At 41.9% G+C, this 22,601-nt stretch carries 21 protein-coding genes; 1 reads left to right on the top strand and 20 read right to left on the bottom strand.

Annotated features, from left to right (window positions below):
- Positions 1-154 precede the first annotated feature (154 nt).
- From IGJ19_RS06720 to IGJ19_RS06705, 4 genes are all read right to left on the bottom strand, one after another.
- The gene (locus IGJ19_RS06720) at positions 155-925 is read right to left on the bottom strand and encodes an ABC transporter ATP-binding protein (protein WP_065095787.1); all 771 of its coding nucleotides are present in this window, start codon (positions 923-925) and stop codon (positions 155-157) included.
- 2 nt (positions 926-927) lie between these two features.
- The gene (locus IGJ19_RS06715) at positions 928-1,809 is read right to left on the bottom strand and encodes an ABC transporter permease (protein ID WP_019722826.1); all 882 of its coding nucleotides are present in this window, start codon (positions 1,807-1,809) and stop codon (positions 928-930) included.
- Complete coding sequence (trpX, locus tag IGJ19_RS06710) at positions 1,806-2,831, bottom strand: tryptophan ABC transporter substrate-binding protein (RefSeq protein WP_071867273.1); 1,026 nt, start codon at positions 2,829-2,831, stop codon at positions 1,806-1,808. Before trpX ends, IGJ19_RS06715 begins: the two co-directional genes overlap by 4 nt.
- 423 nt (positions 2,832-3,254) lie before the next feature.
- On the bottom strand, positions 3,255-3,881 hold the full coding sequence (locus IGJ19_RS06705; protein WP_430604512.1) for a hypothetical protein: 627 nt from the start codon (positions 3,879-3,881) through the stop codon (positions 3,255-3,257).
- Between the two features lie 192 nt (positions 3,882-4,073).
- Between IGJ19_RS06705 and efbA the strand changes: the two genes are divergently transcribed.
- Positions 4,074-5,774 carry a fibronectin-binding protein EfbA gene (gene efbA, locus IGJ19_RS06700; protein ID WP_071867271.1) on the top strand — a complete coding sequence of 567 codons (1,701 nt, stop codon included), beginning with the start codon at positions 4,074-4,076 and terminating at the stop codon, positions 5,772-5,774.
- Positions 5,775-5,854: 80 nt separating this feature from the next.
- Here the strand turns inward: efbA and IGJ19_RS06695 are convergent, their stop codons facing one another.
- The 16 genes from IGJ19_RS06695 to lspA all read right to left on the bottom strand — a co-directional run bounded on the left by IGJ19_RS06695 (position 5,855) and on the right by lspA (position 22,599).
- Positions 5,855-6,790, bottom strand: coding sequence for an ETX/MTX2 family pore-forming toxin (locus tag IGJ19_RS06695; protein WP_430604511.1), 936 nt, complete (start codon positions 6,788-6,790; stop codon positions 5,855-5,857).
- 236 nt (positions 6,791-7,026) lie between these two features.
- The gene (locus tag IGJ19_RS06690; protein WP_071867269.1) at positions 7,027-7,929 is read right to left on the bottom strand and encodes a LysR family transcriptional regulator; all 903 of its coding nucleotides are present in this window, start codon (positions 7,927-7,929) and stop codon (positions 7,027-7,029) included.
- Positions 7,926-8,627, bottom strand: a complete 702-nt coding sequence (locus IGJ19_RS06685) for a carbonic anhydrase family protein (protein ID WP_071867268.1) — start codon at positions 8,625-8,627, stop codon at positions 7,926-7,928. Before IGJ19_RS06685 ends, IGJ19_RS06690 begins: the two co-directional genes overlap by 4 nt.
- A gap of 41 nt (positions 8,628-8,668) precedes the next feature.
- A complete protein-coding gene (locus tag IGJ19_RS06680; protein ID WP_019722833.1) occupies positions 8,669-9,310 on the bottom strand; it encodes a YfbR-like 5'-deoxynucleotidase in 642 nt (213 codons plus the stop codon).
- A 197-nt stretch (positions 9,311-9,507) separates the two neighbouring features.
- Positions 9,508-10,140: an orotate phosphoribosyltransferase gene (pyrE, locus tag IGJ19_RS06675; protein ID WP_010735509.1), complete on the bottom strand. Its 633-nt coding sequence runs from the start codon at positions 10,138-10,140 to the stop codon at positions 9,508-9,510.
- 3 nt (positions 10,141-10,143) lie between these two features.
- Positions 10,144-10,854 (bottom strand): orotidine-5'-phosphate decarboxylase, encoded by a 711-nt coding sequence (gene pyrF / locus IGJ19_RS06670; protein WP_071867267.1) that lies wholly within the window; start codon positions 10,852-10,854, stop codon positions 10,144-10,146.
- Positions 10,851-11,780, bottom strand: a complete 930-nt coding sequence (locus tag IGJ19_RS06665; protein WP_065095779.1) for a dihydroorotate dehydrogenase — start codon at positions 11,778-11,780, stop codon at positions 10,851-10,853. Before IGJ19_RS06665 ends, pyrF begins: the two co-directional genes overlap by 4 nt.
- On the bottom strand, positions 11,777-12,553 hold the full coding sequence (locus tag IGJ19_RS06660; protein ID WP_430604510.1) for a dihydroorotate dehydrogenase electron transfer subunit: 777 nt from the start codon (positions 12,551-12,553) through the stop codon (positions 11,777-11,779). Before IGJ19_RS06660 ends, IGJ19_RS06665 begins: the two co-directional genes overlap by 4 nt.
- 86 nt (positions 12,554-12,639) lie before the next feature.
- Positions 12,640-15,825 (bottom strand): carbamoyl-phosphate synthase large subunit, encoded by a 3,186-nt coding sequence (gene carB / locus IGJ19_RS06655; protein ID WP_430604509.1) that lies wholly within the window; start codon positions 15,823-15,825, stop codon positions 12,640-12,642.
- A complete protein-coding gene (locus IGJ19_RS06650; protein WP_071867265.1) occupies positions 15,825-16,904 on the bottom strand; it encodes a carbamoyl phosphate synthase small subunit in 1,080 nt (359 codons plus the stop codon). Before IGJ19_RS06650 ends, carB begins: the two co-directional genes overlap by 1 nt.
- 4 nt (positions 16,905-16,908) lie before the next feature.
- Positions 16,909-18,189: a dihydroorotase gene (locus IGJ19_RS06645; RefSeq protein ID WP_272018018.1), complete on the bottom strand. Its 1,281-nt coding sequence runs from the start codon at positions 18,187-18,189 to the stop codon at positions 16,909-16,911.
- A 20-nt stretch (positions 18,190-18,209) separates the two neighbouring features.
- On the bottom strand, positions 18,210-19,136 hold the full coding sequence (locus IGJ19_RS06640; RefSeq protein ID WP_023519624.1) for an aspartate carbamoyltransferase catalytic subunit: 927 nt from the start codon (positions 19,134-19,136) through the stop codon (positions 18,210-18,212).
- A gap of 12 nt (positions 19,137-19,148) precedes the next feature.
- Positions 19,149-20,432: a solute carrier family 23 protein gene (locus IGJ19_RS06635; RefSeq protein WP_010735517.1), complete on the bottom strand. Its 1,284-nt coding sequence runs from the start codon at positions 20,430-20,432 to the stop codon at positions 19,149-19,151.
- 14 nt (positions 20,433-20,446) lie between these two features.
- The gene (gene pyrR, locus IGJ19_RS06630; RefSeq protein ID WP_430604508.1) at positions 20,447-20,986 is read right to left on the bottom strand and encodes a bifunctional pyr operon transcriptional regulator/uracil phosphoribosyltransferase PyrR; all 540 of its coding nucleotides are present in this window, start codon (positions 20,984-20,986) and stop codon (positions 20,447-20,449) included.
- Positions 20,987-21,226: 240 nt separating this feature from the next.
- Positions 21,227-22,138 (bottom strand): RluA family pseudouridine synthase, encoded by a 912-nt coding sequence (locus tag IGJ19_RS06625; RefSeq protein WP_071867263.1) that lies wholly within the window; start codon positions 22,136-22,138, stop codon positions 21,227-21,229.
- Complete coding sequence (lspA, locus tag IGJ19_RS06620) at positions 22,135-22,599, bottom strand: signal peptidase II (protein ID WP_062805267.1); 465 nt, start codon at positions 22,597-22,599, stop codon at positions 22,135-22,137. The genes IGJ19_RS06625 and lspA overlap by 4 nt, the downstream gene beginning before the upstream one ends.
- Positions 22,600-22,601 lie beyond the last annotated feature (2 nt).

The raw sequence follows: 22,601 nt of genomic DNA, 5'->3' as shown, positions 1-22,601 counted from the left end.
TGCCGCGTCCATTCGTAGAACCTACGAAGGAACAAGCGGCATCAATCATTTTTCTGATATGAATCGTGTTGATTTTGATTGTTATTATACCTGCTATCACAAGTATAAATTGAAGGAAACAAACTTGTCAAACGGAGATAGCGTTCTCGAATGACTAATCGATGACTTCCTCGAAGAAGTGTAAGAGATCGTTCATGGATAATGCTTGTTTTTCTTCTTTCGCTAAGTCTTTGACGATACGGCCTTTTTGTAAGACGATCAAGCGATTCCCATATTTCAAAGCATCTTCCATACGGTGCGTGATCATCAAGCATGTTAACTTTTGCTCTGTGATGCGTTGGTTGGTCAATTCCATCAGCAGCTTGGCTGTCTTAGGATCTAGTGCTGCGGTATGCTCATCTAATAAAAGTAATTCTGGCGCTTTGATCGTTGCCATCAATAAACTTAAGGCTTGTCGTTGCCCCCCTGACAATTCGCCAGCAGGTGTATCCAAATGTTGCTCTAATCCATTCCCTACTTCTTGGCATATTTTATAGAACGCTTCTTTTTGGGTTTTCAATTGACGTAAACGAAGCGTCCGTTTCTCGCCACGTTTTTGAGCTAACAATAGATTTTCTGCAACGGTCATCCGTGGTGCAGTCCCCATTTTCGGGTCTTGGAATACTCGTGATAGAAATAAAGCTCGTGCTTCTTCTGACAACTTAGTGATTGGCTGGTCTTTAAAATAAACCCCGCCTTGACTTAATTGCAATGTTCCGGCAATCGTATTGAACAAAGTACTTTTGCCCGCCCCATTACCGCCAAGAACAGTGATAAAATCTCCTTCATTGATGGTCAATTGGATATCATCCAATAATACTTTTTCTTCGTGCATCCCATTGTTGACTACTTTTCTACCATTTTTGATCGTTAAGATAGCTGTCATCGTTAGACCTCCTTTTCAAAGCCAGTTTTTAATTTCAATGCTTGTTTTACTTGTGGGATCATCAGGCAAGCCGCTAAGATGATCGCTGAGAATAATTTCAGATAAGTTGTATCAAAACCTAATTTGATAACAGCTAAAATCAATAATTGATAGATGATGCTTCCGACAACGATTGCTAATAAACGCTCGATCAGTGTCAACTCCTGGAAAATGACTTCCCCGATGATGATCGAAGCTAGTCCGATCACGATCACGCCGATTCCTTTGTTGACATCCGCATAGCCATCGTTTTGAGCGATCAATGCGCCTGATAAAGCAATCACTCCGTTAGATAAAGTCAAACCTAAGATTTTCATACGGTCGGTTTTGATTCCTAATGAACGTGCCATTGTCTCATTATCTCCAGTGGCAATATAGCCTTGCCCTAAGTCTGTATTGAAGAAGAAAATCAACACGCTGATCAATAAGCCCAGCGATAATAATCCTAATAAGACAGTGTCAAAATAATTCGGTAAATGTAGTGCGTGGAACACATCTTGTAAGACTGGATGATTCAACAATGAAAGGTTGGGTGTGCGCATCACGAACAAGATGACTGAGTTTAAACCTGACATTACTAAGATACCGGCTAAGATGACTGGAATCTTTCCTTTTGTATAAAGTAAGCCTGTGACAAGGCCAGCCGCCATTCCGGCCAAAACACCTAGAATCGTTGCCAATAATGGACTAACGCCATGCGTGATTGCTGTTACACAGACAGCCCCACCAAGAGGGAATGAACCTTCTGTTGTCATATCAGGGAAATCTAAAATGCGGTAAGTCATAAAAATCCCTAAACCTAATATGGCCCATAACATACCTTGTGATATTGCGGATACGATCATTGTTCTTCCTCCTTGATCTCTGTCAATACTTTTGCATCTTGTTTGATAGATTCAGGAATCGTGATTCCTAATAGTTCTGCTTGCTTTTCATTGACGATGATATCGCCTTTATCAAAGACATAGACAGGGGTTGTGGCTGGTTCTTTCCCATTTGCTAAAGCGGCTGCCATTTTACCTGTTTGTACACCTAATTCGTATTGATTGATTCCAATTGTCGCTAACCCACCTTGTTCGACCATCGTATCGACAGAAGGAATTACTGGGATATCTGCTTTATTTGCTTCTTTGATGACCGTTTGCATCGCGTTAGCAATCGTGTTATCTAAAGGAACATAGATAAAATCAACTGATTGGCTCATGACTTGGACGGTTTGCGCAATTTCATTCGTTGAAGGGACGGCATACTTCACTGGTGTTAGTCCTTTGGCTTTTGCCGCTTCTTCTGCTTGACTGACTTGATAACGTGAATTGTCTTCTGATGATGCATAAAGAATCCCGACCGTTTTTGCTTTTGGTAATAGTTCTGTCGCTAATTGGATCTGCGCTTCCACAGGCGGTTGATCCGACACTCCTGTGATGTTGCCTCCTGGTGCTTCTAAACTTTGTACTAGTCCTGCCCCTACAGGATCAGTTACTGCGCCCAAGACAAGTGGGATATCCTTTGTAGTGTTTGCGATGGCTTGTGCTGCTGGTGTCGCAATACCTACGAGAACGTCTGGATTATTTTGAACCAATTGTTGACTCATAGTAGCTAACTTACTTTGGTCGGCTTGACCATTTTGGAAATTGATTTCTAGGTTTCGTCCTTCTTCCAAACCTGACTCTTTTAATCCATCTTTAATCCCCCGATAGATTTCATCTAACGCAGGGTGACTAACGAACTGTAAGACCCCAACAACTTTCTTATCATCTGTTCGATTTCCTTCAACAGGTGGCTGATCCTTGATCGTTTCGTAGATAAATGTACCGGTCAAATAGATAAGTATCAGTGCGATTACTGCGATCAATCGTTTATTTTTCATTTTTATTTCCCCTTTTTGTTATGTATTTTTTTAAAATAAATCGGCTACGTGTGTAACTTCGAGCGAATGAACAAAAAAAGACAATCACCGCTGGTACGGTCATTGTCTTTTACCAACAAAAAACCGCATAGAGCCATCTATGCGGTCGTCAAATTCTTGTCCAGCATAGATACAAACTTTAGAATCGTACATTGTTGTACTCTAAAAAGTTGTATCTACGAAAAAGTTCGCCCTTGATACAACTTATCTACGCCAGTTACGCCAATTATTTTTATGTTCTGATAAAAATTGAATTGATAAGTTCATCTTGGACCATCCTTTCCTTTAAGTGTTATCCTAAGTCTAATCGAATTTTATTTATCCGTCAACTAATTTTTTATTTTTTTGACTTTTTGTTATTTATCACTAAGTATTCCGCTACACTTACTCCAAGGTACTCACTGTTGTTGCTTCCGCTTGTTCGCCGTTTGCTAATTCTTTTTCAAGTTGTTTGATGTTGATCAATGGTAATCGATTCAATGCAGGAACCAAGGTTTTCTCAAGTTCTTCTTTATTTTGGTCAGAAAGGACTAAGCGATTTCTCTCTTTTCCGCCATCAAAGAAAATAATAGTGATTTTTTCTTTTTCAATCCCATACCGTTGTTCTAATTCTTGGGTATCATAAACGAGTGGATAGAAGAAAATCGTTCGATTCAACTCACTACTTTGTTGCGGATCTTCAAATATATCCATCACTTGTTTGTAAAGCTCACCCTTTGGCAGACTAAACATGACTGAGATGGCTCGACTATCAGTAATCTCTTGATGCGCGGAAGAAAATGGCAAAGGCTGTAACTTTTCGGAATGGATCGAGGAATAAATCAATGAATCCACCTGTGCTTCTTTAATTTTACTTGGCAAAAAAAACATTGCAGCCGTCAACAAAAATGAACAGCTCAGAAGAAGACCGATCCGTCTGAAGTATTTTTGAGGATGTTGTTCAAAATCCTCTGATAAATTCGTGTAGCTCATTATGATTTTTTCCTTTATTTCTACCATCAATCGCTGCATCTTCTTTTCCCCCACCTGTCCTTTCTCTAATTATACCTAAAATCAAGCGAAAGAACGAAATAAAACACTAGTTTTTCATGTAAATTCTTTCGTTATTCTCTCTTTTACAGAAGAAATCATCCGGTCCATTGGTCTTTCCTTTCTTTTTTCGTTATAATAAGTGTACTTATGAATAGAAATGAGGAATGAATCATGTCCTTTGATGGTGTATTTACCCATGCAATGATCCATGAATTGCGCGAAACACTATTATCTGGTCGGGTCTCAAAGATCCACCAACCGTATGAAAATGAAATCATTTTGGTGATTCGTTCTCGTGGAAAGAACCACCGATTGTTGTTATCTGCTCATCCAAGCTATGCCCGTGTCCAGATCACAGAGATCGATTATCAAAATCCAGAAAATCCGCCGAACTTCGTGATGATGTTGCGCAAACATTTAGATGGTGCGATTTTAGAAAATATCAAGCAAATCAAAAATGACCGAGTCATCCACTTCCATTTTTCAAAACGGGATGAACTAGGTGACTTACAAAATATTGTTTTGATCGTTGAATTGATGGGACGACACAGTACCATCGTTTTAGTGAACCAACAAACACAAAAGATTTTAGACGCCATCAAACATATCGGCAGCTCACAAAACACGTATCGTTCGTTACTCCCTGGTGTCGAATATGTCGCACCACCTGAACAAGCGGTACTTGATCCTTTTGAAGCAACAAAAGAACAAGTATTTGAACGTCTATCAAAAATCGAGCCAAATGCCAAAGCACTACAACAAGCCTTTCAAGGATTAGGCCACGACACTGCGTTAGAATTAGTCGAACGGATCAATCAGCGACCGAATGAAAAAATGGCTGTCTGGGAAGAATTCTTTACTGCAATCGATCAACCTACACCCACACACTATGAAGTGGGCACAAAAGAATACTTTACGCCGATTGCTTATCAAGAATTGGCGAAACAAGCCGATTCAGTGCAAGAATACGCAACTTTAAGCGCGTTATTAGATGCGTTTTACCAAGAAAAAGCGGAAAAAGATCGAGCGAAGCAACAAGGCGGCGAACTGATCCGTAAAATCGAAAATGAACTGAAACGTAATCGCAATAAATTGAAAAAGCGCGAGCAGACCTTGCTTGATTCAGAAAATGCGGAAGAGTTTCGTCGTGATGGCGAACTATTGACGACTTTTATGACTCAAGTTCCTCGTGGTGCGACTGAAGTGACCTTAGCGAATTATTATGAAGAGAATCAACCAATCCGGATTGCTCTTGATCCCGCCTTAACACCTAATCAGAATGCGCAAAAGTACTTTCATCGCTACCAAAAACTTAAAAATGCGGTCAAATTGATCGGGAAACAAATCGAAGAAGCGAAAAGCGAGATCCAGTACCTTGAATCTGTCCTTTCGCAATTGGAGATTGCTGGACCGATGGATATCGAAGTGATCAAAGAAGAGCTATTAGCAGAGGGCTACTTGAAAAAGAAAACAAACAAAAAACAAAAGAAAGCAAAACCTTCTCAACCTGATCGCTACTTCTCTTCTGACGGCACCGAGATCTTAGTTGGTAAAAACAATCTGCAAAATGATCAATTAACCATGAAAACTGCAAGAAAAACGGATCACTGGTTGCACGCGCAAAACATTCCAGGGTCTCATGTGATCATCAAGAGTGATCAACCTTCTGATGAAACCATTACGGAAGCTGCGGAACTAGCTGCGTATTATTCCAAATATCGCCACTCTGCACAGGTGCCTGTGGATCTAGTGCAAGTCAAACATATCCGCAAACCGAATGGCGCAAAACCTGGATATGTGATTTACGAAAACCAAAAAACGATTATTGTAACGCCAGAAGAAGAAAAAATCCAAGCAATGACAAAAGATTGATTTTGCTGAAAAAAACCGACGTCAAGAAGTCATGACTTCTGACGATCGGTTTTTTTGTGGTTCAAAATACGAATGACATATTAATTTCGATAGCCTGTCGCAATGATTTCTTTTGTGCCAGTCGTTCGATCGAAGGCTTCTAAGACAAATCCTGAACCATAATCGACACGATAGGTACCAGCACCAATTTTATGTCCTGCCACATTTGCATCGACTTTCTTCCAGTTATTACGACTTTCTGTGATGTAGCGATCCCAATAACTATCTGACAGCACTTGGCGGTCGCCAACTACCGTTCCAAGTCCGTATGTATGGATACGCCCAGCAGAATCTTTTTTATACGGAATATCTGCTCGGATGCGTTCTTGTAAATCAACCGTTCCTGTTGCTTCACCCGTATAAAATACCCAATTGACTTCGACTGTATGTCCCGGTCGAACATTGATGGCTTGACCAGGAACAGTCCAGCCTTTTTGTGTCTCCCGTGTATGTGAAGTGGTTGTACTAAAATTGTAACTTAATTCAAGACCCATACTTGCCGAACCAAACATTGGTACACTGATTTCAGTACTCGCTGATGTAGAAATACCTGCAGAATGTGTGGTTGATGTCGTAAGCGAATCTATATAAGTTTCGGTATAAGAAGGTGTGGTAAACGTTTGATCTTGATTTGTTTGATTATGAAAAACACTTGTATTCACAGTTTTTGACGTTTGTTTCGTTCCCATATCACTATTGACTCCTACTGAATAGGATTGACTGGACACATTTTTTGGATTGTATTCATTGCCAGTGAGTCTTTCATTCACACCAATATCTCCCCATTGATACATTTGGTAAGACAAAGCATAGGCCATCGTACTCATGCGATCGATCGTGCTTTGATTGACCGATTTCAAATACCCTTCTCCGATTTGTGGAAGCGAATCATCCGCACAAGCAACAGACTCCCCTTTAAATAGTCCTACACTCGTCGCTCCAACTACCCCTAACATTAATTTTATTACTTTTTTCATTTTGTTGATCCCCTTTATCATTATTGATAAACCAATAGTGAAATCGTTCCCAATCGATTTATTAATGACAGTATGAATCATTTTTTTAACTATGTAACATTATGTACTTTACTGCAACAATACAGTCAGACTTGAACGAACAAAAAATAAGCCTGAAATCAACATTCGCTGATTTCACGACTTATCTTTTGCTTCATCTTCTTTTCCAATGAAAGGATTGATTCGATTTTAAACGTTCACTTCATCTGTTTCATCACCTGTTGGATACTTGTGATAAACTTCTTGGCGATATCACTTAATGGCTGCTTTCCAGAATAAATGACATATAACTCATTCATCGGACTATCAGCTAATGGAATCAAGCGTAAATATTCTTTGATCTCCCCGATCACGATGCCAGAGCCTGAAGCGTAGGCATCTGTTTCTAACACAATGTTCATCAATGTGCCACGATCACTCGTATAGATCACCGATTCTTGTTCAGGGATCTCAATTAGATCTTCATAAAAGTAAGGGAAATTATTGCCATCTTGTGTAAACCGAACTTGCGGAAATGCTGCTAGCTCTTCTACCTTTATTTCTTCTTGCTGGGCAAGTGGATGGCGCTGTCTAAGAAAGATATGGGTCTTAAATGTTCCTAAAGACTGCGCGATCAATTCCCCTTGTTCTAAGTAACGCTTGATTCCTGTGCGATTATGGTCATTCATATAAAGGATACCTAACTCGCTTTGCTGCTGTTGGACTTCTTCGATCACGTTTGCTGTCGTCGTTTCCATGATCCGAAACTGCTTCACTTCTGCTTTAAAGGTCTCGATCAGTTGCGCAGTCAATGGCCCTAAAAAATCATAGTGTTGTGAAGCAATCGAAAAGCTTTCTCGCTTTTCACTTTTCTGGTAATAGTTTTCCAAAGAATCTAATTGTACTAAAATCCGTTCCGCCCGTTTTAAAAAGGCTTGACCTTCTTCTGTTAGATAGGCACCTCGATTCGTGCGGGTAAATAAAGTGATACTTAATTCGTTTTCCAATTCTTTGATCGCTGCAGAAAGGCTTGGTTGAGAAACAAACAATTTTTTTGCTGCTTCTCGAAAACTTCCATTATTCGCTACCGCAGTGACATATTTCAATTGTTGGATGTTCATTTCGTCCCCTTGTAATAATAAATTTTTCGTTCCTTTACTGGTTGTAATGGACGATTATTTGGCTGCGCATATTGTCCTTTGAATGGGATCAGAAAATCACGATTCAATTGACCGACTTGATCCATGACGAACCATTGGATCGGTCCACTCGTTGGGGGAGTGGTCAATGAACCAACGTAATGATAATGACTTTTCTGCTCAGGGAAAAAGACAGAGGCATCGGTCCAATGTTCATGTGCATCAAGGTCCCATTTGTCGCCATTTTGGCGATCATATAACCAACCCTTATCATTTGATAGATGGTACATCGCACCAACCACTAAGTTTTCTTGTCGTTCGTTCGTATGGACAAAGTGAAACTCGATATCTTCTTGTTTCCCATTGATGACGTGTTCTGACGGCATATGAAAATGGATGTCGGTCAAATAGTATGTCTCTTCATTGAAAAGAACGTAACTAATTTGATCGTATGGCACAAGATGGATCGTGTTCTTGAACTCCTTATCCGTGAAGCGTTGCTTCTGATAGTGAAAAGACAGTGTTTCTTTCGTGTCACTGCTTTTTTCACATGTAACTAGAGGAATGGGCGATTGCAACTCAAATTCGGCTCCTTTTGCAAACCAATCGCACAACTCTGCCCAATGTTCCGGTCCTCTTTCACCAGAATAACCCCACTCAACATCCATATTCTTCTTCAACTAAAATTCCTCCTGAATCAGTTACCTACAAGGCACTTCGACTATTCTTTTTCTTTTTTGACAATATTTGAAACAGCTGCTAAGAAATCCTCTTTTCCATAGAATTCTTGATTGAGCAACTCCGGAAAGATCTCCTTGAAAAAATATTGGACGGACGGTCGATGGTCAAAGCCTTTGATCGTTGTAACCGCCTCAATAAACATCTCTTTATAGACTTTTTCCGGATTATTTTTACTGATCTCATCAAATGATTCATACAACAAATCGATTTTATCTGATACAGCTAGCAATTCGCCTTCGACCGTATCGTCTTTTCCTTCGAACAAGCGGCGACGATAGACGTCTTGTAATGCTTCGGGAATTTCTTGATTGATGAACTCATCCGTCATTTTTTCTTCGACGGTCTGTAGCATCCCTCGCAATTCTTTACTTGCATATTTTACTGGAGTTTTGATGTCGCCGATAAAACGTTCCGTGTAATCATGGTTCAAAGCTTTTTCATACAAGAGTTTCCAATCGATTGGTTGCCCATGGAGTTCTTCAATATCACCTAAGACTTGCGCAATTGAAGCCACACGATAGGAATGAGCAGCAACAGTATGTTCAGTATGTTTAAAGAAACCTGGCGCCCGTGTGATTCTTTCTAAGTTATTTAGCCCTAAAATAAATTCATTCAATCCCATAAAGATTCCTCCTCCTTGAGATGACTTTTCCGATAATCTTATCATTAAATAACTTGAATTCGCAAATTTTCAGCTTATTATCTTTAGAGGTTTTCATTTATAAAAGATTAGTTTTTACTATGTACCGTCAGGATTTGGCTAGTTCACAAATAGAAAAAGGGCTGAAACAACAAATGTTTTCCCGCCCTTTTTTCAACTTAATCCGTTACCCAATTCTCAGGATCTTTTTTCCATTCTTTTAGTAAAGCTAATTCTGTTTCGTCAATGGTTTTGTTTTCTAAAGCAAATTCGATCAGCACAGAATAATTCGTCAAAGTAACCAATGGCAGACCCGCTGCTTCAAAGTTAGCTTTTCCTTTTGGCAACTCGTAGGTAAAGATAGCTGCAACACCTAAAACATCCGCCCCTTCTCGTTTTGCTGCTTCAGCGGCTTCTAGCACACTTCCACCTGTTGAGATCAAATCTTCAATGACCACCATTTTTTGTCCTTCGAAGATCCGTCCTTCGATTTGGTTCCCTTTGCCATGAGCTTTCGCTTTGCTGCGAATATAGACCATTGGTAAGTCTAAGATCTCAGCTACCCAAGCTGCATGAGGGATTCCTGCAGTTGCTGTTCCAGCAATCACTTCGACTTCTGGAAATTCTTGCTTGATTTTTTCAGCTAATCCTTGAGCGATTTCTTTTCTGACTTTTGGGTAACTCATCGTGATGCGATTGTCACAATAGATGGGGCTTTTGATGCCACTTGCCCAAGTAAATGGTTGATTGGGGCTTAAGAAAACAGCTTCGATTTCTAAAAGGTCTTTCGCAATAGTTTGTTCGATATTCATAGATCAACGACTCCATTCTGCTTTGATTGTTTGATAGGCTTGATAAGGATCTTCTGCTTGTGTGATCGGTCGTCCGACAACGATAAAGGTTGAGCCGATTTCTTTTGCGCGGGCTGGTGTCACGATTCTGGTTTGGTCACCAGCAACTGTTCCTTCTGGTCGGATGCCAGGGGTTAGACACGTAAATGTGTCACCTGTTTTTGCTTTGATCGATGCTACTTCAAGTGCTGAAGATACGACCCCATCTAAACCTGCTTCTTTTGCACAAGCTGCGTAGTGGATCACACTTTCTTCTAAGGGCACTTCGATCAGTTGATCATGGTGCATCTCTTCTTCGCTCGTTGAAGTCAGTTGCGTGATTGCTAAAAGTAAAGGTCGTTTCTTACCTTCGGGTGTGCCATCTGTCAAACCACGCATCGCCGCTTCCATCATACGGATACCGCCGGCAGCATGGACACAAGTGATGTCTACGCCTAATTTTGCTAAGCCACGCATCGCTTTTTCCACGGTATTCGGGATATCATGTAATTTCAAATCTAAGAAAACATCATGTCCCGCGTCTTTTAACCAACGAACGATGATTGGTCCTTCTTGATAAAAGAGCTCCATACCGATTTTAACGAATAACTTTTCGTCTTCTGGGAAACGTTGCATAAAGGTTTCTACTTCTTGCCAAGATGAAAAATCTAAAGCAATAATTGGTCGTTGATTCATTGATTTCTACCTTCTTTCACTTCTTTGATCAATTGCTCTAAAGACTCAATGCCTAACTCGCTCATTCTCGCTGGTAGGTCTGCAATCAGTTTTGGACAGATATAAGGGTCGGTAAAGTTGGCTGTCCCAACAGCAACTGCACTTGCACCTGCCATATACATCTCCAGTACATCATCAACGGTTTGCACACCGCCCATCCCAATGATCGGCAAGTTAGAGACACCTGCCACTTGATGGATCAAACGAATAGCCACCGGTTTGATCGCTGGCCCTGAGAGACCGCCTGTTTGATTGGCAAGAATCGGTTTTCTAGTTTTCAGATCGATACGCATCCCCAGCAAGGTATTGATCATCGTAAACCCATCGGCGCCGCCAGCTTCAATAGCCTGTGCCACTGGAACGATATCCGTAACATTAGGAGATAATTTGACATAGACAGGGACATTCGCCACTTTTTTCACCGCTTGTGTCAGTTGGAACGCCACATCTGGGTCAGTACCAAAAGCAATTCCGCCGTGTTTGACATTTGGACACGAGATATTAAGTTCGATGGCATGGACATTCGGTGCATCACCGATCTTGCCACAGACTTCAACATAGTCTTCTTCACACGCGCCAGCGACATTTGCTATGATCGGCAAATCTTTATAGGTGGCTAATTCAGGTAGCGATTTTTCCATGACCACTTCCATTCCAGGATTTTGCAACCCGATCGCGTTGAGCATACCAGAAGGTGTTTCTGCTACTCGCGGCGTGGGATTACCAAAGCGCGCTTTAGGTGTCGTCGCCTTTACCATAATCGCGCCAAGTTGGTTCAAATCGTAGTATTTGCCATATTCTTTGCCAAATCCAAAGCAACCACTTGCTGGCATGATCGGATTCTTCAAGTTTAGGCCTGGAAGTTTAACTGCTAAAGGGTTACTCATAAAATCACCTCTCCTGCTTGGAAAATCGGTCCTTCATCACAGACTTTCAAGCTTTTCGTTCCTGTTTCATCGTCTGGGACATGACAGACACATGCGTAACATGCACCGACACCACAGGCCATGCGAGACTCTAATGACAGTTGGACGTTAGGATGACCGGCGAAAAGCTGTTCCACTGTCTTTAGTAATCCATTTGAACCGCATGCAAAAACAGCAGCAGGCTTATCTTTTGCCGCAAGCAATAGATTACCGACATTCCCATGCAGTCCATAAGTGCCGTCATCGGTTGCGATCCTTGTATCACCTAGTTTTAGAAATTCTTCTTCATAATACATTACTTCTTGTGAAGCAAAGCCTAGAAAGTGAATCGCTTTGACGCCTCGTTCCTTCAGCTGTTTCGATAGTTCGTATAAAGGAGGAACACCAATCCCTCCACCGACAATGAAGACCTCATCTTCTTTCGTTAATCCTGAAAGATCGAAGCCATTCCCTAAAGGTCCTAAGACGTCTAAAGAATCACCAGCAGTCAATTCTGCGAAATGCTTTGTTCCGTCTCCTTCTACACGGTAGATGATACGACAAGTTTTTTGTGATTGATCGATCTGGTTGATACTGATTGGTCGGCGCAACAACAAATCTGCTCGGGGTACGCGAATATGAAGGAATTGTCCAGGGCGTGTTATTTCTTGGACTAATTCCCCAGTCAGTGTCATTTCATAGATTCGTGGTGCTAGTTGCCGTTGGTGAACGATTTTCATTACTTCTTGTTTCATCTCTACACTCCTATGTTTTGGGACTTTTTCGCTAGACTGCTTTGCTTTTTTCATTTTTTAAATAGGAGGGCAATTGCCCTCCATGATTAGATTGCTTGTGTTGAAAATGCTCGGGATTCCATCACGCGGACGATCGCATCCGCGGTATCAAGGGAGGTAAACAATGGCGTGCCATGCTCTACTGCTTCACGTCGAATGATAAAACCATCTTTTGACGCATTCCCACGATCTTTATCAATGGTATTGACGACCACTTGTGCTTTGCCAGCACGAATCAGGTCAACGACATTTTTCTCTTTTGTTTCTTCAGAGATTTTAGCCACTGGGGTCACCACAAGTCCGTGTTGTTCAAAGAACGCTGCAGTATTTTTCGTTGCCAATAAGCTATAGCCGATTTCTGCAAAGCGTTTTGCTAGACCTAAGGCTTCTTCTTTCGTTTCATCGGCGATCGTAAACAAGACAGCCCCATAATCAGGCAAGCGTAAACCAGATGCTTCGAACGCTTTATACAGCGCTTTGTCTAAGTTTTGATCCGAACCCATGACTTCACCTGTCGATTTCATCTCTGGTCCTAAATAAGTGTCCACTTTATGCAACTTCGTAAATGAGAAGACTGGCGCTTTGACATGGACGTTGGCAGTTTCAGGGTACAAGCCATCTTCATAGCCTAAGTCTTTCAATTTTTCTCCTAAGATGGCTTTTGTCGCGATCTGTGCCATCGGGATATTCGTCACTTTGCTCAAGAAAGGAACCGTTCGACTCGCACGTGGGTTCACTTCGATAACATATACTTGGTTGTCGTGGATCACGAATTGGATGTTCATCATCCCGATACAATTCAACCCTCGTGCTAAACGGATCGTGTAATCTTCGATTGTTTGCTTGATTTCCTCTGACAGCGCTTGTGGTGGATAAACCGCCATCGAATCGCCTGAATGGACACCTGCACGTTCAATGTGTTCCATGATTCCTGGGATCAAGACGGTTTCACCATCACAGATCGCATCGACTTCGCACTCACTACCGATCAAGTAACGGTCGACTAAGACTGGATGTTCTGGTGAAGCTTTCACCGCATGTTCCATATAATCTTCTAAGTCACGTTGATTCTCGACGATCTCCATTGCCCGACCTCCCAAGACGTAGCTTGGACGAACGAGCACTGGATAACCGATTTTGTTTGCGACTGCCACAGCTTCTTCTTTACTTGTCGCAGTATCTCCTAGCGGCTGAGGCACCCCTAATTCTTGTAACGCTTGTTCGAATAGATCACGGTTCTCCGCACGATCAAGGTCTTCGATCGTTGTTCCTAGGATTTTTACACCTGCCTTTGCTAATGGTTCAGCTAGATTGATCGCTGTTTGTCCTCCAAATTGGACGATGACACCGATTGGTTGTTCCAACTCGATGACATTCATCACATCTTCAAAAGTCAAAGGCTCAAAGTAAAGTTTATCAGAAATCGAGAAATCTGTCGAAACGGTTTCAGGATTACTATTCATGATGATTGCTTCATAGCCTGCTTGTTGAATGGCATTCACTGAATGAACTGTCGCATAGTCAAATTCGACCCCTTGTCCGATACGGATCGGTCCAGAACCAAGTACTAGAACAGACGGTTTTTCTGAACGATGGCTTTCATTTTCGATTTCATACGTACTATAGAAGTAAGGTGTGTGGGATTCAAATTCGGCAGCACACGTATCGACCATTTTGTAAACAGGCTGAATGTTCTTTTCTGTACGTAATTGGCGAATCGCTTCCGTCGTCGTTTTCCACAATTCCGCAATTTTTCGATCCGTGAAGCCATTTTGTTTCACAGTAAGAAGTAGATCCAACTGATTCGGTTGTTCCGAAAGCTCGTCTTCTAATTCAACGATGTGCAACAATTTATCCAAGAAGAATAAATCGATTTTCGTCAAGTCTGCCAATTCTTGGATCGGATAGCCACGACGGATTGCTTCGGCTAAGTAGAATAAACGATCATCTTGTGCCCGGACGATTTTCTCCATCAAACGTTCTTCACTGACTGTCTTCAGTTCTGGCAATTCAAGGTGGTGCGCCCCGATTTCTAATGAACGAACGGCTTTTAATAAAGATTCTTCGATGTTACGACCGATCGCCATCACTTCGCCGGTTGCTTTCATTTGCGTGCCTAAGACACGTTCACCGTTTTCGAATTTGTCGAAGGGCCAACGTGGGATTTTTGCTACTACATAGTCCAATGCGGGTTCAAATTCAGCATAAGTCGTTCCTGTTACTGGATTTTTCATTTCATCCAAGGTCAAGCCTAACGCGATTTTAGCTGCTAATTTTGCGATCGGATAACCGGTCGCTTTACTTGCTAAAGCAGAGGAGCGTGAAACACGAGGGTTCACTTCGATGACATAGTAGTTGAAACTATGAGGGTCTAATGCTAATTGAACGTTACAGCCACCTTCGATTTTCAATGCACGGATAATCGATAGTGATGCATCTCTTAACATTTGATATTCATGGTCTGCTAATGTTTGGCTTGGTGCAAAGACGATCGAATCCCCTGTATGGATACCGACTGGATCGAAATTTTCCATGTTGCAGACGACGATGGCATTATCGGCAGAGTCGCGCATCACTTCATATTCGATTTCTTTGAAGCCTGCAATACTACGTTCAATCAAACATTGTGTGACAGGCGACAAGCTCAAGCCATTTTCCGCGATTTGGCGTAGTTCGGCTTCATTCTCACACATACCACCACCAGTACCCCCTAATGTGAAGGCTGGTCGAACGATGATCGGGTAACCGATTTTATTGGCAAAGGCAACTGCTTCTTCCACCGTTGTCACGATTTCTGATTCTGGGATCGGTTGATTTAATTCTTCCATCAACTTTTTGAACAAGTCACGATCTTCTGCTTGGTCGATCGCACTTAATTTTGTCCCTAATAATTCGATGCCTAATTCGTCCAAGATTCCTGATTCAGCTAATTCCATCGCCATATTCAGACCTGTTTGCCCACCTAATGTCGGTAAGATCGCATCAGGACGTTCTTTTCGCAAAATTCGTGAGACAAATTCTAATGTGATTGGTTCTAGGTAGACTTGATCGGCGATTTCTTTATCGGTCATGATCGTTGCTGGATTGGAGTTGACTAAGACGACTTCGTAGCCTTCTTCTTTTAAAGCAAGACAAGCCTGTGTGCCTGCATAGTCAAACTCAGCGGCTTGACCAATGATGATCGGACCAGAACCGATCACCATGATTTTATTGATATCTGTGCGTTTTGGCATTAGAATTGCTCCTTTCCAGCGTCCATCATTTCCATAAATTCATCAAATAAATGTAGTGCATCATGTGGGCCAGGTGCTGCATCCGGATGGAATTGCACACTGAAGGCAGGATAGCGACGGTGACGGACACCTTCGACTGTGCCATCATTGACTTCCACATGAGTGACAAGTAATTGTTCCGGATCGATCGTTTGTTCATCTACCGCATAGCCATGGTTTTGTGACGTAAAATCGATTCTTCCTGTTGCAACTTCACGAACAGGATGATTCAGTCCACGGTGACCAAATTTCATCTTGTACGTATCTGCACCATTTGCTAGTGCAAAAAGTTGATGCCCCAAGCAGATGCCGAAAATCGGGATCTTACCTTGGATTTGTTTGATCATCTCGATCGCTTCCGGTACATCTTTCGGATCCCCTGGTCCATTCGTCAACATCACGCCGTCTGGCGATAAGGAAAGGATCGTTTCCGCATCCGTATTGTACGGTAAGACGGTTAAATTACAGTCACGCTTACTCAATTCACGTAAGATGCTATGTTTCAATCCAAAATCAATGACTGCCACATTTCTTCCTGTTCCTGGGCTAGGATAAGGTTTATTGGTTGAAACTTGTTGGACTTGGTTCGTTGCCAAAACGGTTGCTTTTAGTTGGTCAAACGCATGTTCAAATGTGTCGCCTGCATCCACGATACTGGCTTTCATCGTCCCAACTTCACGGATCTTTCGTGTCAACGCCCGTGTATCGATGCCAGAGATACCAGGGATTCCCTTTTGTTTCAAGAACTCGTCTAATGTCATTTGGTTACGCCAATTTGACGCAACACGTGCATGCTCTTTGACCACTACACCTTTACACGTTGGTGCAATCGATTCATAATCATCACGGTTGACGCCATAATTCCCTACCATCGGGTACGTAAATGTAATGATCTGTCCATTAAAACTTTGGTCTGTGATCGTTTCTTGATATCCTGTCATACTTGTCGTAAAGACGATTTCTCCAAACACATTGGCTGTCGCGCCAAATGATTTCCCTTTAAATACTGTGCCATCTTCTAAAATCAGCAACCGTTCCATCCAATTATTCCCCCTTATGCCAAACAAGTTTTCCGTTGACAAATGTCATCAATGTTTCCCCTTTGATTTCCCAACCGACAAAAGGTGTGTTCTCGCCTTTTGATAAGAAATCTTTTTTATCGATTACTGCAGCATGCGCAATATCGTAAACTGCCACGTCTGCTGGCGCGCCGATCGTCAATGTACCAGCTTCCAAACCAAAGATAGCTGCTGGTTTGACTGCCATCCAGTCAATCACTTGCTCTAGTGTGAATTTTCCGGTTTCAACAAAATGTGTATACACGAGTTGGAAGGCAGTTTCACTTCCAACGATACCGAAAGGTGATTGCAAGAAACTTTGACTTTTTTCTTCTAATCCGTGAGGGGCATGGTCGGTGGCAATACAATCGATCGTGCCATCAAGCAAGCCTTCGATCAATGCCTCGCGATCGGCTTTGCCTCTCAATGGTGGATTCATTTTCCAAAAACCAAAATCTTCTGGGATATCTTCATCGATCAAGATCAGATGATGTGGTGAAACCTCTGCAGTCACGTGGATCCCGGCCTTTTTCGCATCGCGGATCACTCGCACACTTTCTTTTGTTGAAACATGGCAGACATGATAGTGAACGCCTGTTGCTTCCGCTAATAGGAGATCACGAGCAATTTGAGAAGACTCAGTCACACTCAAAATACCTGGCAACCCTAGCTCTTCTGCTTTTTCCCCTGCGTGCATCACACCGCCAAATAATAATGATTCATCTTCTGTGTGAGCAACGAGTGCTTTATTGTTTTTTGCGGCTTCTTTCATCGCTAAGTACATCGTGCCTGCTGTTTGCACGCCGACACCGTCATTGGTAAAAGCAAATGCGCCTTCATTGATCAATGCTTCTTGATCGACCAGTTCTTCACTTCGAAGATTCTCAGTGATCGGTGCATACTGTAATACTTTGACGACCGCATCACGTTTGATGATGTCATAGACTTGTTTTAATTTTTCTGCTGTATCAGGTACTGGGTCAAGATTTGGCATTGCACAAACAGTGGTGAATCCCCCTCGAGCAGCTGCTTTCGTGCCAGCTTCGATCGTTTCCTTGTAAGTAAAGCCCGGCTCTCTCAAATGGACATGGACATCCACTAATCCAGGTGTGATCAACTGCCCTTGTGCATCAAACACTTCATCAAATTCAGCCTCAGGAAAGCCTGTACCGATTGCTTTGATCTTTCCTTCTTCGATCCAAATTTCTGCTGGTGTTGTTTCATTTCTTTTTGTAATGATTTGACCGTTTTTAATGAGTGTTTTCATGTTTCTTCCTCCTCTTATGTTTATGCTTTTCCACTTAATACAGCTTCTAAGATTGCCATTCTGACAAACACGCCATTGCTCATTTGTTGAATGATCCGTGACTGTAACCCTTCAACCAGTGAATCCGCCAACTCGACATCTCGATTGACTGGTGCTGGGTGCATGATGATTGCATGTTTTTGCATTTTTTTAGCGCGTTCGACCGTCAAGCCGTACTCTTGGTGATAGCCTTCTTTTGAAAAGCTTTCTTTTCCATCATGGCGTTCATGTTGCACCCGCAACATCATCATGACATCGACTTGATCCAGCAAGTCATCTAGTGGTAAGTAATGACCGTAAACTTCAAATTCATCGTCATACCATTCTCTTGGACCTGAGAAGAAAACCTGCGCGCCAAGACGTTTCAACATCTGCATATTCGATTTTGCGACACGAGAATGTGTGATATCTCCGACGATCGCCACTTTCAAGCCTTCGAAATAGCCAAATTCTTCATAGATCGTCATCAAATCAAGTAAGCACTGCGTTGGATGTTGCCCACTACCGTCACCGCCATTGATGATCGAGCATTGGATCGTTTTACTTTGGATCAATTCGTCATAGTAGTTTTCATCTCCATGACGGATAACAGCTACATCCACCCCAAGTGCAGACATCGTTAGAACGGTATCGTATAATGTTTCACCTTTTGTAACTGAACTTGTACTTGCTTCAAATTCGATCACTTCAAGACCAAGTTTCTTTTCTGCTACATCAAAACTTTTATGAGTTCGTGTACTGTTTTCAAAGAACAAGTTTGTTGCAAAATATTGGGATTTTTGTGGTGACCAAGTTGCGCCTTGCTTGAACTCTTGTCCTCGTCGGATCAACCCCATTACTTCTTGGTCTGTCAATGCCTCTACCGTTAATAAGTGTTTTAAACTGATGCGTTCTGATTTGATGATCATGCGATGTCCTCCTTAATTTTCTTCGCTGCGTGAAGTTTCTGGTAAGATAAGATTCAAAATGATTCCTAAAACAGTTGCTAGTGCCATGGCAGATAAAGTGAATGTTCCTACTTCAAGGACTAATCCCCCGATACCTACGACTAAGATGACTGAAGCAATCAATAGATTTTTCTTTTTATCAAAATCGATTTTGTTTTCGACTAAGATTTTCATCCCGCTTGCCGCAATCACTCCGAATAGGATGAAACTGATACCTGAAATGACTGGGCCAGGAATACTTAATATCAAAGCACTTAGTTTGCCAATAAAGCCAAGGATCACTGCGAAGACCGCTGCGCCTCCGATCACGAACACGCTGTGTACACGAGTGATTGCCAAGACTCCGATGTTTTCACCATAACTTGTCACTGGAGGTCCACCAACGAAAGCTGCCACTAACTGAGCCAATCCATCTCCTGTCAATGTACGGTGTAAGCCTGGATCTTCAAAGAAATTACGTTTCGTCAATTTGTTCAAGACCATCAAATGGCCGATGTGTTCGGTCATTGTGACAAAGGCGATCGGTGCCATTGTGGTGATTGCTCCTATATATAACTTCGGTTGATATTGGACAAATGGAATCTCGAAGTTAGGTAGTGCGAACCATGGTGCGTCAATGATTGGTTGTGTGTCAACGATCCCGAAAAGTAAAGCGACGATGTAGCCAGAGATGATGCCAAGCAAGATCGGTAACAATCCTAGGAATCCGCGTAGAAACATATTGAAGAAAATCGTCAATCCTAAAGTGATCAACGCAACTGATAGATATTTGAAATCATAATGGTCTTGATTGAACATCGCGTTGTTTGCTGCATTGGCAGCTAAACCTAAACCGATGACCATGATGACTGGGCCAACCACGATCGGTGGCAAGATTTTATCTAACCAGGCGGAACCGATTTTCTTGATGATCAACGCAACGATCAGATAGACGAGTGCTGTCGTCATCGCACCTTGGGCGATCGCCGGGAAGCCGTCGGTTTTCATCAACATCTGCATGGCTGCGATGAACGCGAAACTACTGCCTAGATAAGCTGGGATCTTCCCTTTCGTTGTAATCAAGTAAACGATTGTTCCTAATCCTGAACTGACCAAGGCAATCCCTGGGTCGATTCCGACTAAGATCGGTACTAAGACAGTTGCACCGAACATCGTGAATAAATGCTGTAAACTTAATCCCACCCAGTGTCCAATGGTTGGTCGATCATGGATGTCTAATACCACACTATCGTTGTGGAACTTTTTTTCTTCTGCCATCTTGCCTTACTCCTCTACTTTTCCTCGTTTAAGATCATGATGCGATCTTGTCCATCTAATTCTTGCATCTCTACTAAGATTTCTTCTTTTTTTGCTGTAGGGATATTTTTTCCTACGTAATCTGCGCGGATCGGTAATTCTCGGTGTCCGCGATCAACTAGAACCGCTAGTGAGATTTTTCTTGGACGACCAAAGTCCATGACCGCATCCATTGCAGCGCGGATCGTCCGTCCTGTGTATAACACATCATCGATCAAGATAACTTCTTTTCCTTCTAAACTGACTGGAATATCTGAAGAATGCAATTCTGGTTCTTGAGCGATTTCTTTTTTATCGTCACGATACAATGTGATATCAAGTTCTCCTACAGGTACTTCAATATTTTCGAGTTGTTTCAGACGTTCGGCAATTCGAGCAGCGATATAGATTCCTCTCGTTTTGATTCCGATTAAAACGATCTCTTCGATACTTTGATTTCTTTCGATGATTTCGTAAGTGATACGTGTTAGCGCTCGTTTCATCGTTACTTGATCCACTACTTCTTTGGCTTGCATCATTTTTCCCCCTCTATTTTTTACACAAAAAAACTCCTGCCCTAAGAGGACAGGAGGAATGTTTAGACTGAGTGTATACTACTACACTGGTCGCTTTGTGTATGCGACGTCATTGAGCAAGTCTCGCTATGGCGCACCACAGGAATTCTTACTCACACCCTTCTTAGCCTCACGGGACTAAACTTAAAGGACTTCTATTAAGTTTTTCTTTTATTGTTTAATACTATACCGTTAAGTACTTTAAAAAGCAATATCTTTTCTCAACTTCTCTAAAGTTTTTTCAAAAACTTCTGGCAATGGTGCCTCAAAGGTCATTCGTTCATTTGTTTGAGGATGAGTGAAACCTAATAATTTCGCATGTAAAAATTGGCCATTGCCTTTGAGAGTTTTCTTTGGTCCATATACGGGATCACCTGCTAAAGGATAACCGATATACTTCATATGCACACGGATCTGGTGCGTGCGCCCTGTCTCTAATTGTAATTCTACTAAAGTAAAATTCTCAAAACGTTCTAGTACAGTAAAATGCGTCACAGCTGGTTTTCCATCTTCACGGATGGCTTGTATTTTTCGATCGACTTTTGAGCGGCCGATAGGTGCATTGATCGTCCCTTTTTCATGTGGAATGACGCCATGGACTAAAGCAATGTATTTTCTTAGGGAAGTTTTATCTTTCAATTGCTGTGCCAACGCTTCATGGGCTTGATCATTTTTGGCGATCATCAATAATCCAGACGTGTCTTTATCGATTCGATGGACGATCCCTGGACGGATCACGCCATTGATCGATGAAAGATTTTTCATATGGTACATCAACGCATTGACTAGTGTTCCTTGGGCATGACCAGCAGAAGGATGAACGACCATGCCTTGTGGTTTATTGACCACAGCTACGTCGTCATCTTCATAGACGATTTCTATTGGTAAGTCTTCTGCTACGATCTCAAGTTCTTCAGGCTCTGGTACTTCCACGATGATCGCATCCGCCGATTTTACTTTGTAATTCGCTTTTACTGGTTCACCATTTACGGAAACGGCACCATCTTTTAACCATTGTTGGACTTGTGAACGACTATGATCCGCAAATAATGCTGTCAGAACTTTATCGATCCGGCCTTTTTCTTCTTTGATAGTTGCTTTTAATTGTGTCATTTTTTTCGTTGTTCCTTTTCATCTAAAATAATATAAATCAATACGCAGATCACACCGATTACTAGAGAAATGTCTGCCACATTAAAAATCGGGAAATTCATGAAATCAGTTTGGAACATATCGATCACATAACCTAAACGAACACGATCGATAAAGTTACCGATTGCTCCTGCTAGAATCAATGTCAGACCGATCATGAACCAACGATTTCCGTTGCTGCGATTTTTGATCATCAACGTCAAGATCACTACAACTGCGATGATCGTCACGACAGTAAAAAACCACATTTTTCCTTCTAGTAAACTCCAAGCTGCTCCGAAATTACGGATATGATTCAAGGACAAGATCCCTGGAATCACTGATTTCGTTTCTCCTAAAGCAAAGTTATCGACGATCAACCATTTTACCCATTGATCTAATCCGATGATCAACGCACTTATAATCCAATATATCGCTAACAAAC

The sequence above is a fragment of the Enterococcus sp. DIV1368b genome (genome assembly GCF_050529595.1).
Lineage (GTDB): Bacteria > Bacillota > Bacilli > Lactobacillales > Enterococcaceae > Enterococcus_B > Enterococcus_B mundtii.
Note: the sequence above shows the minus strand (reverse complement) of the source record. Positions and strands in the feature narration are given on the sequence as shown.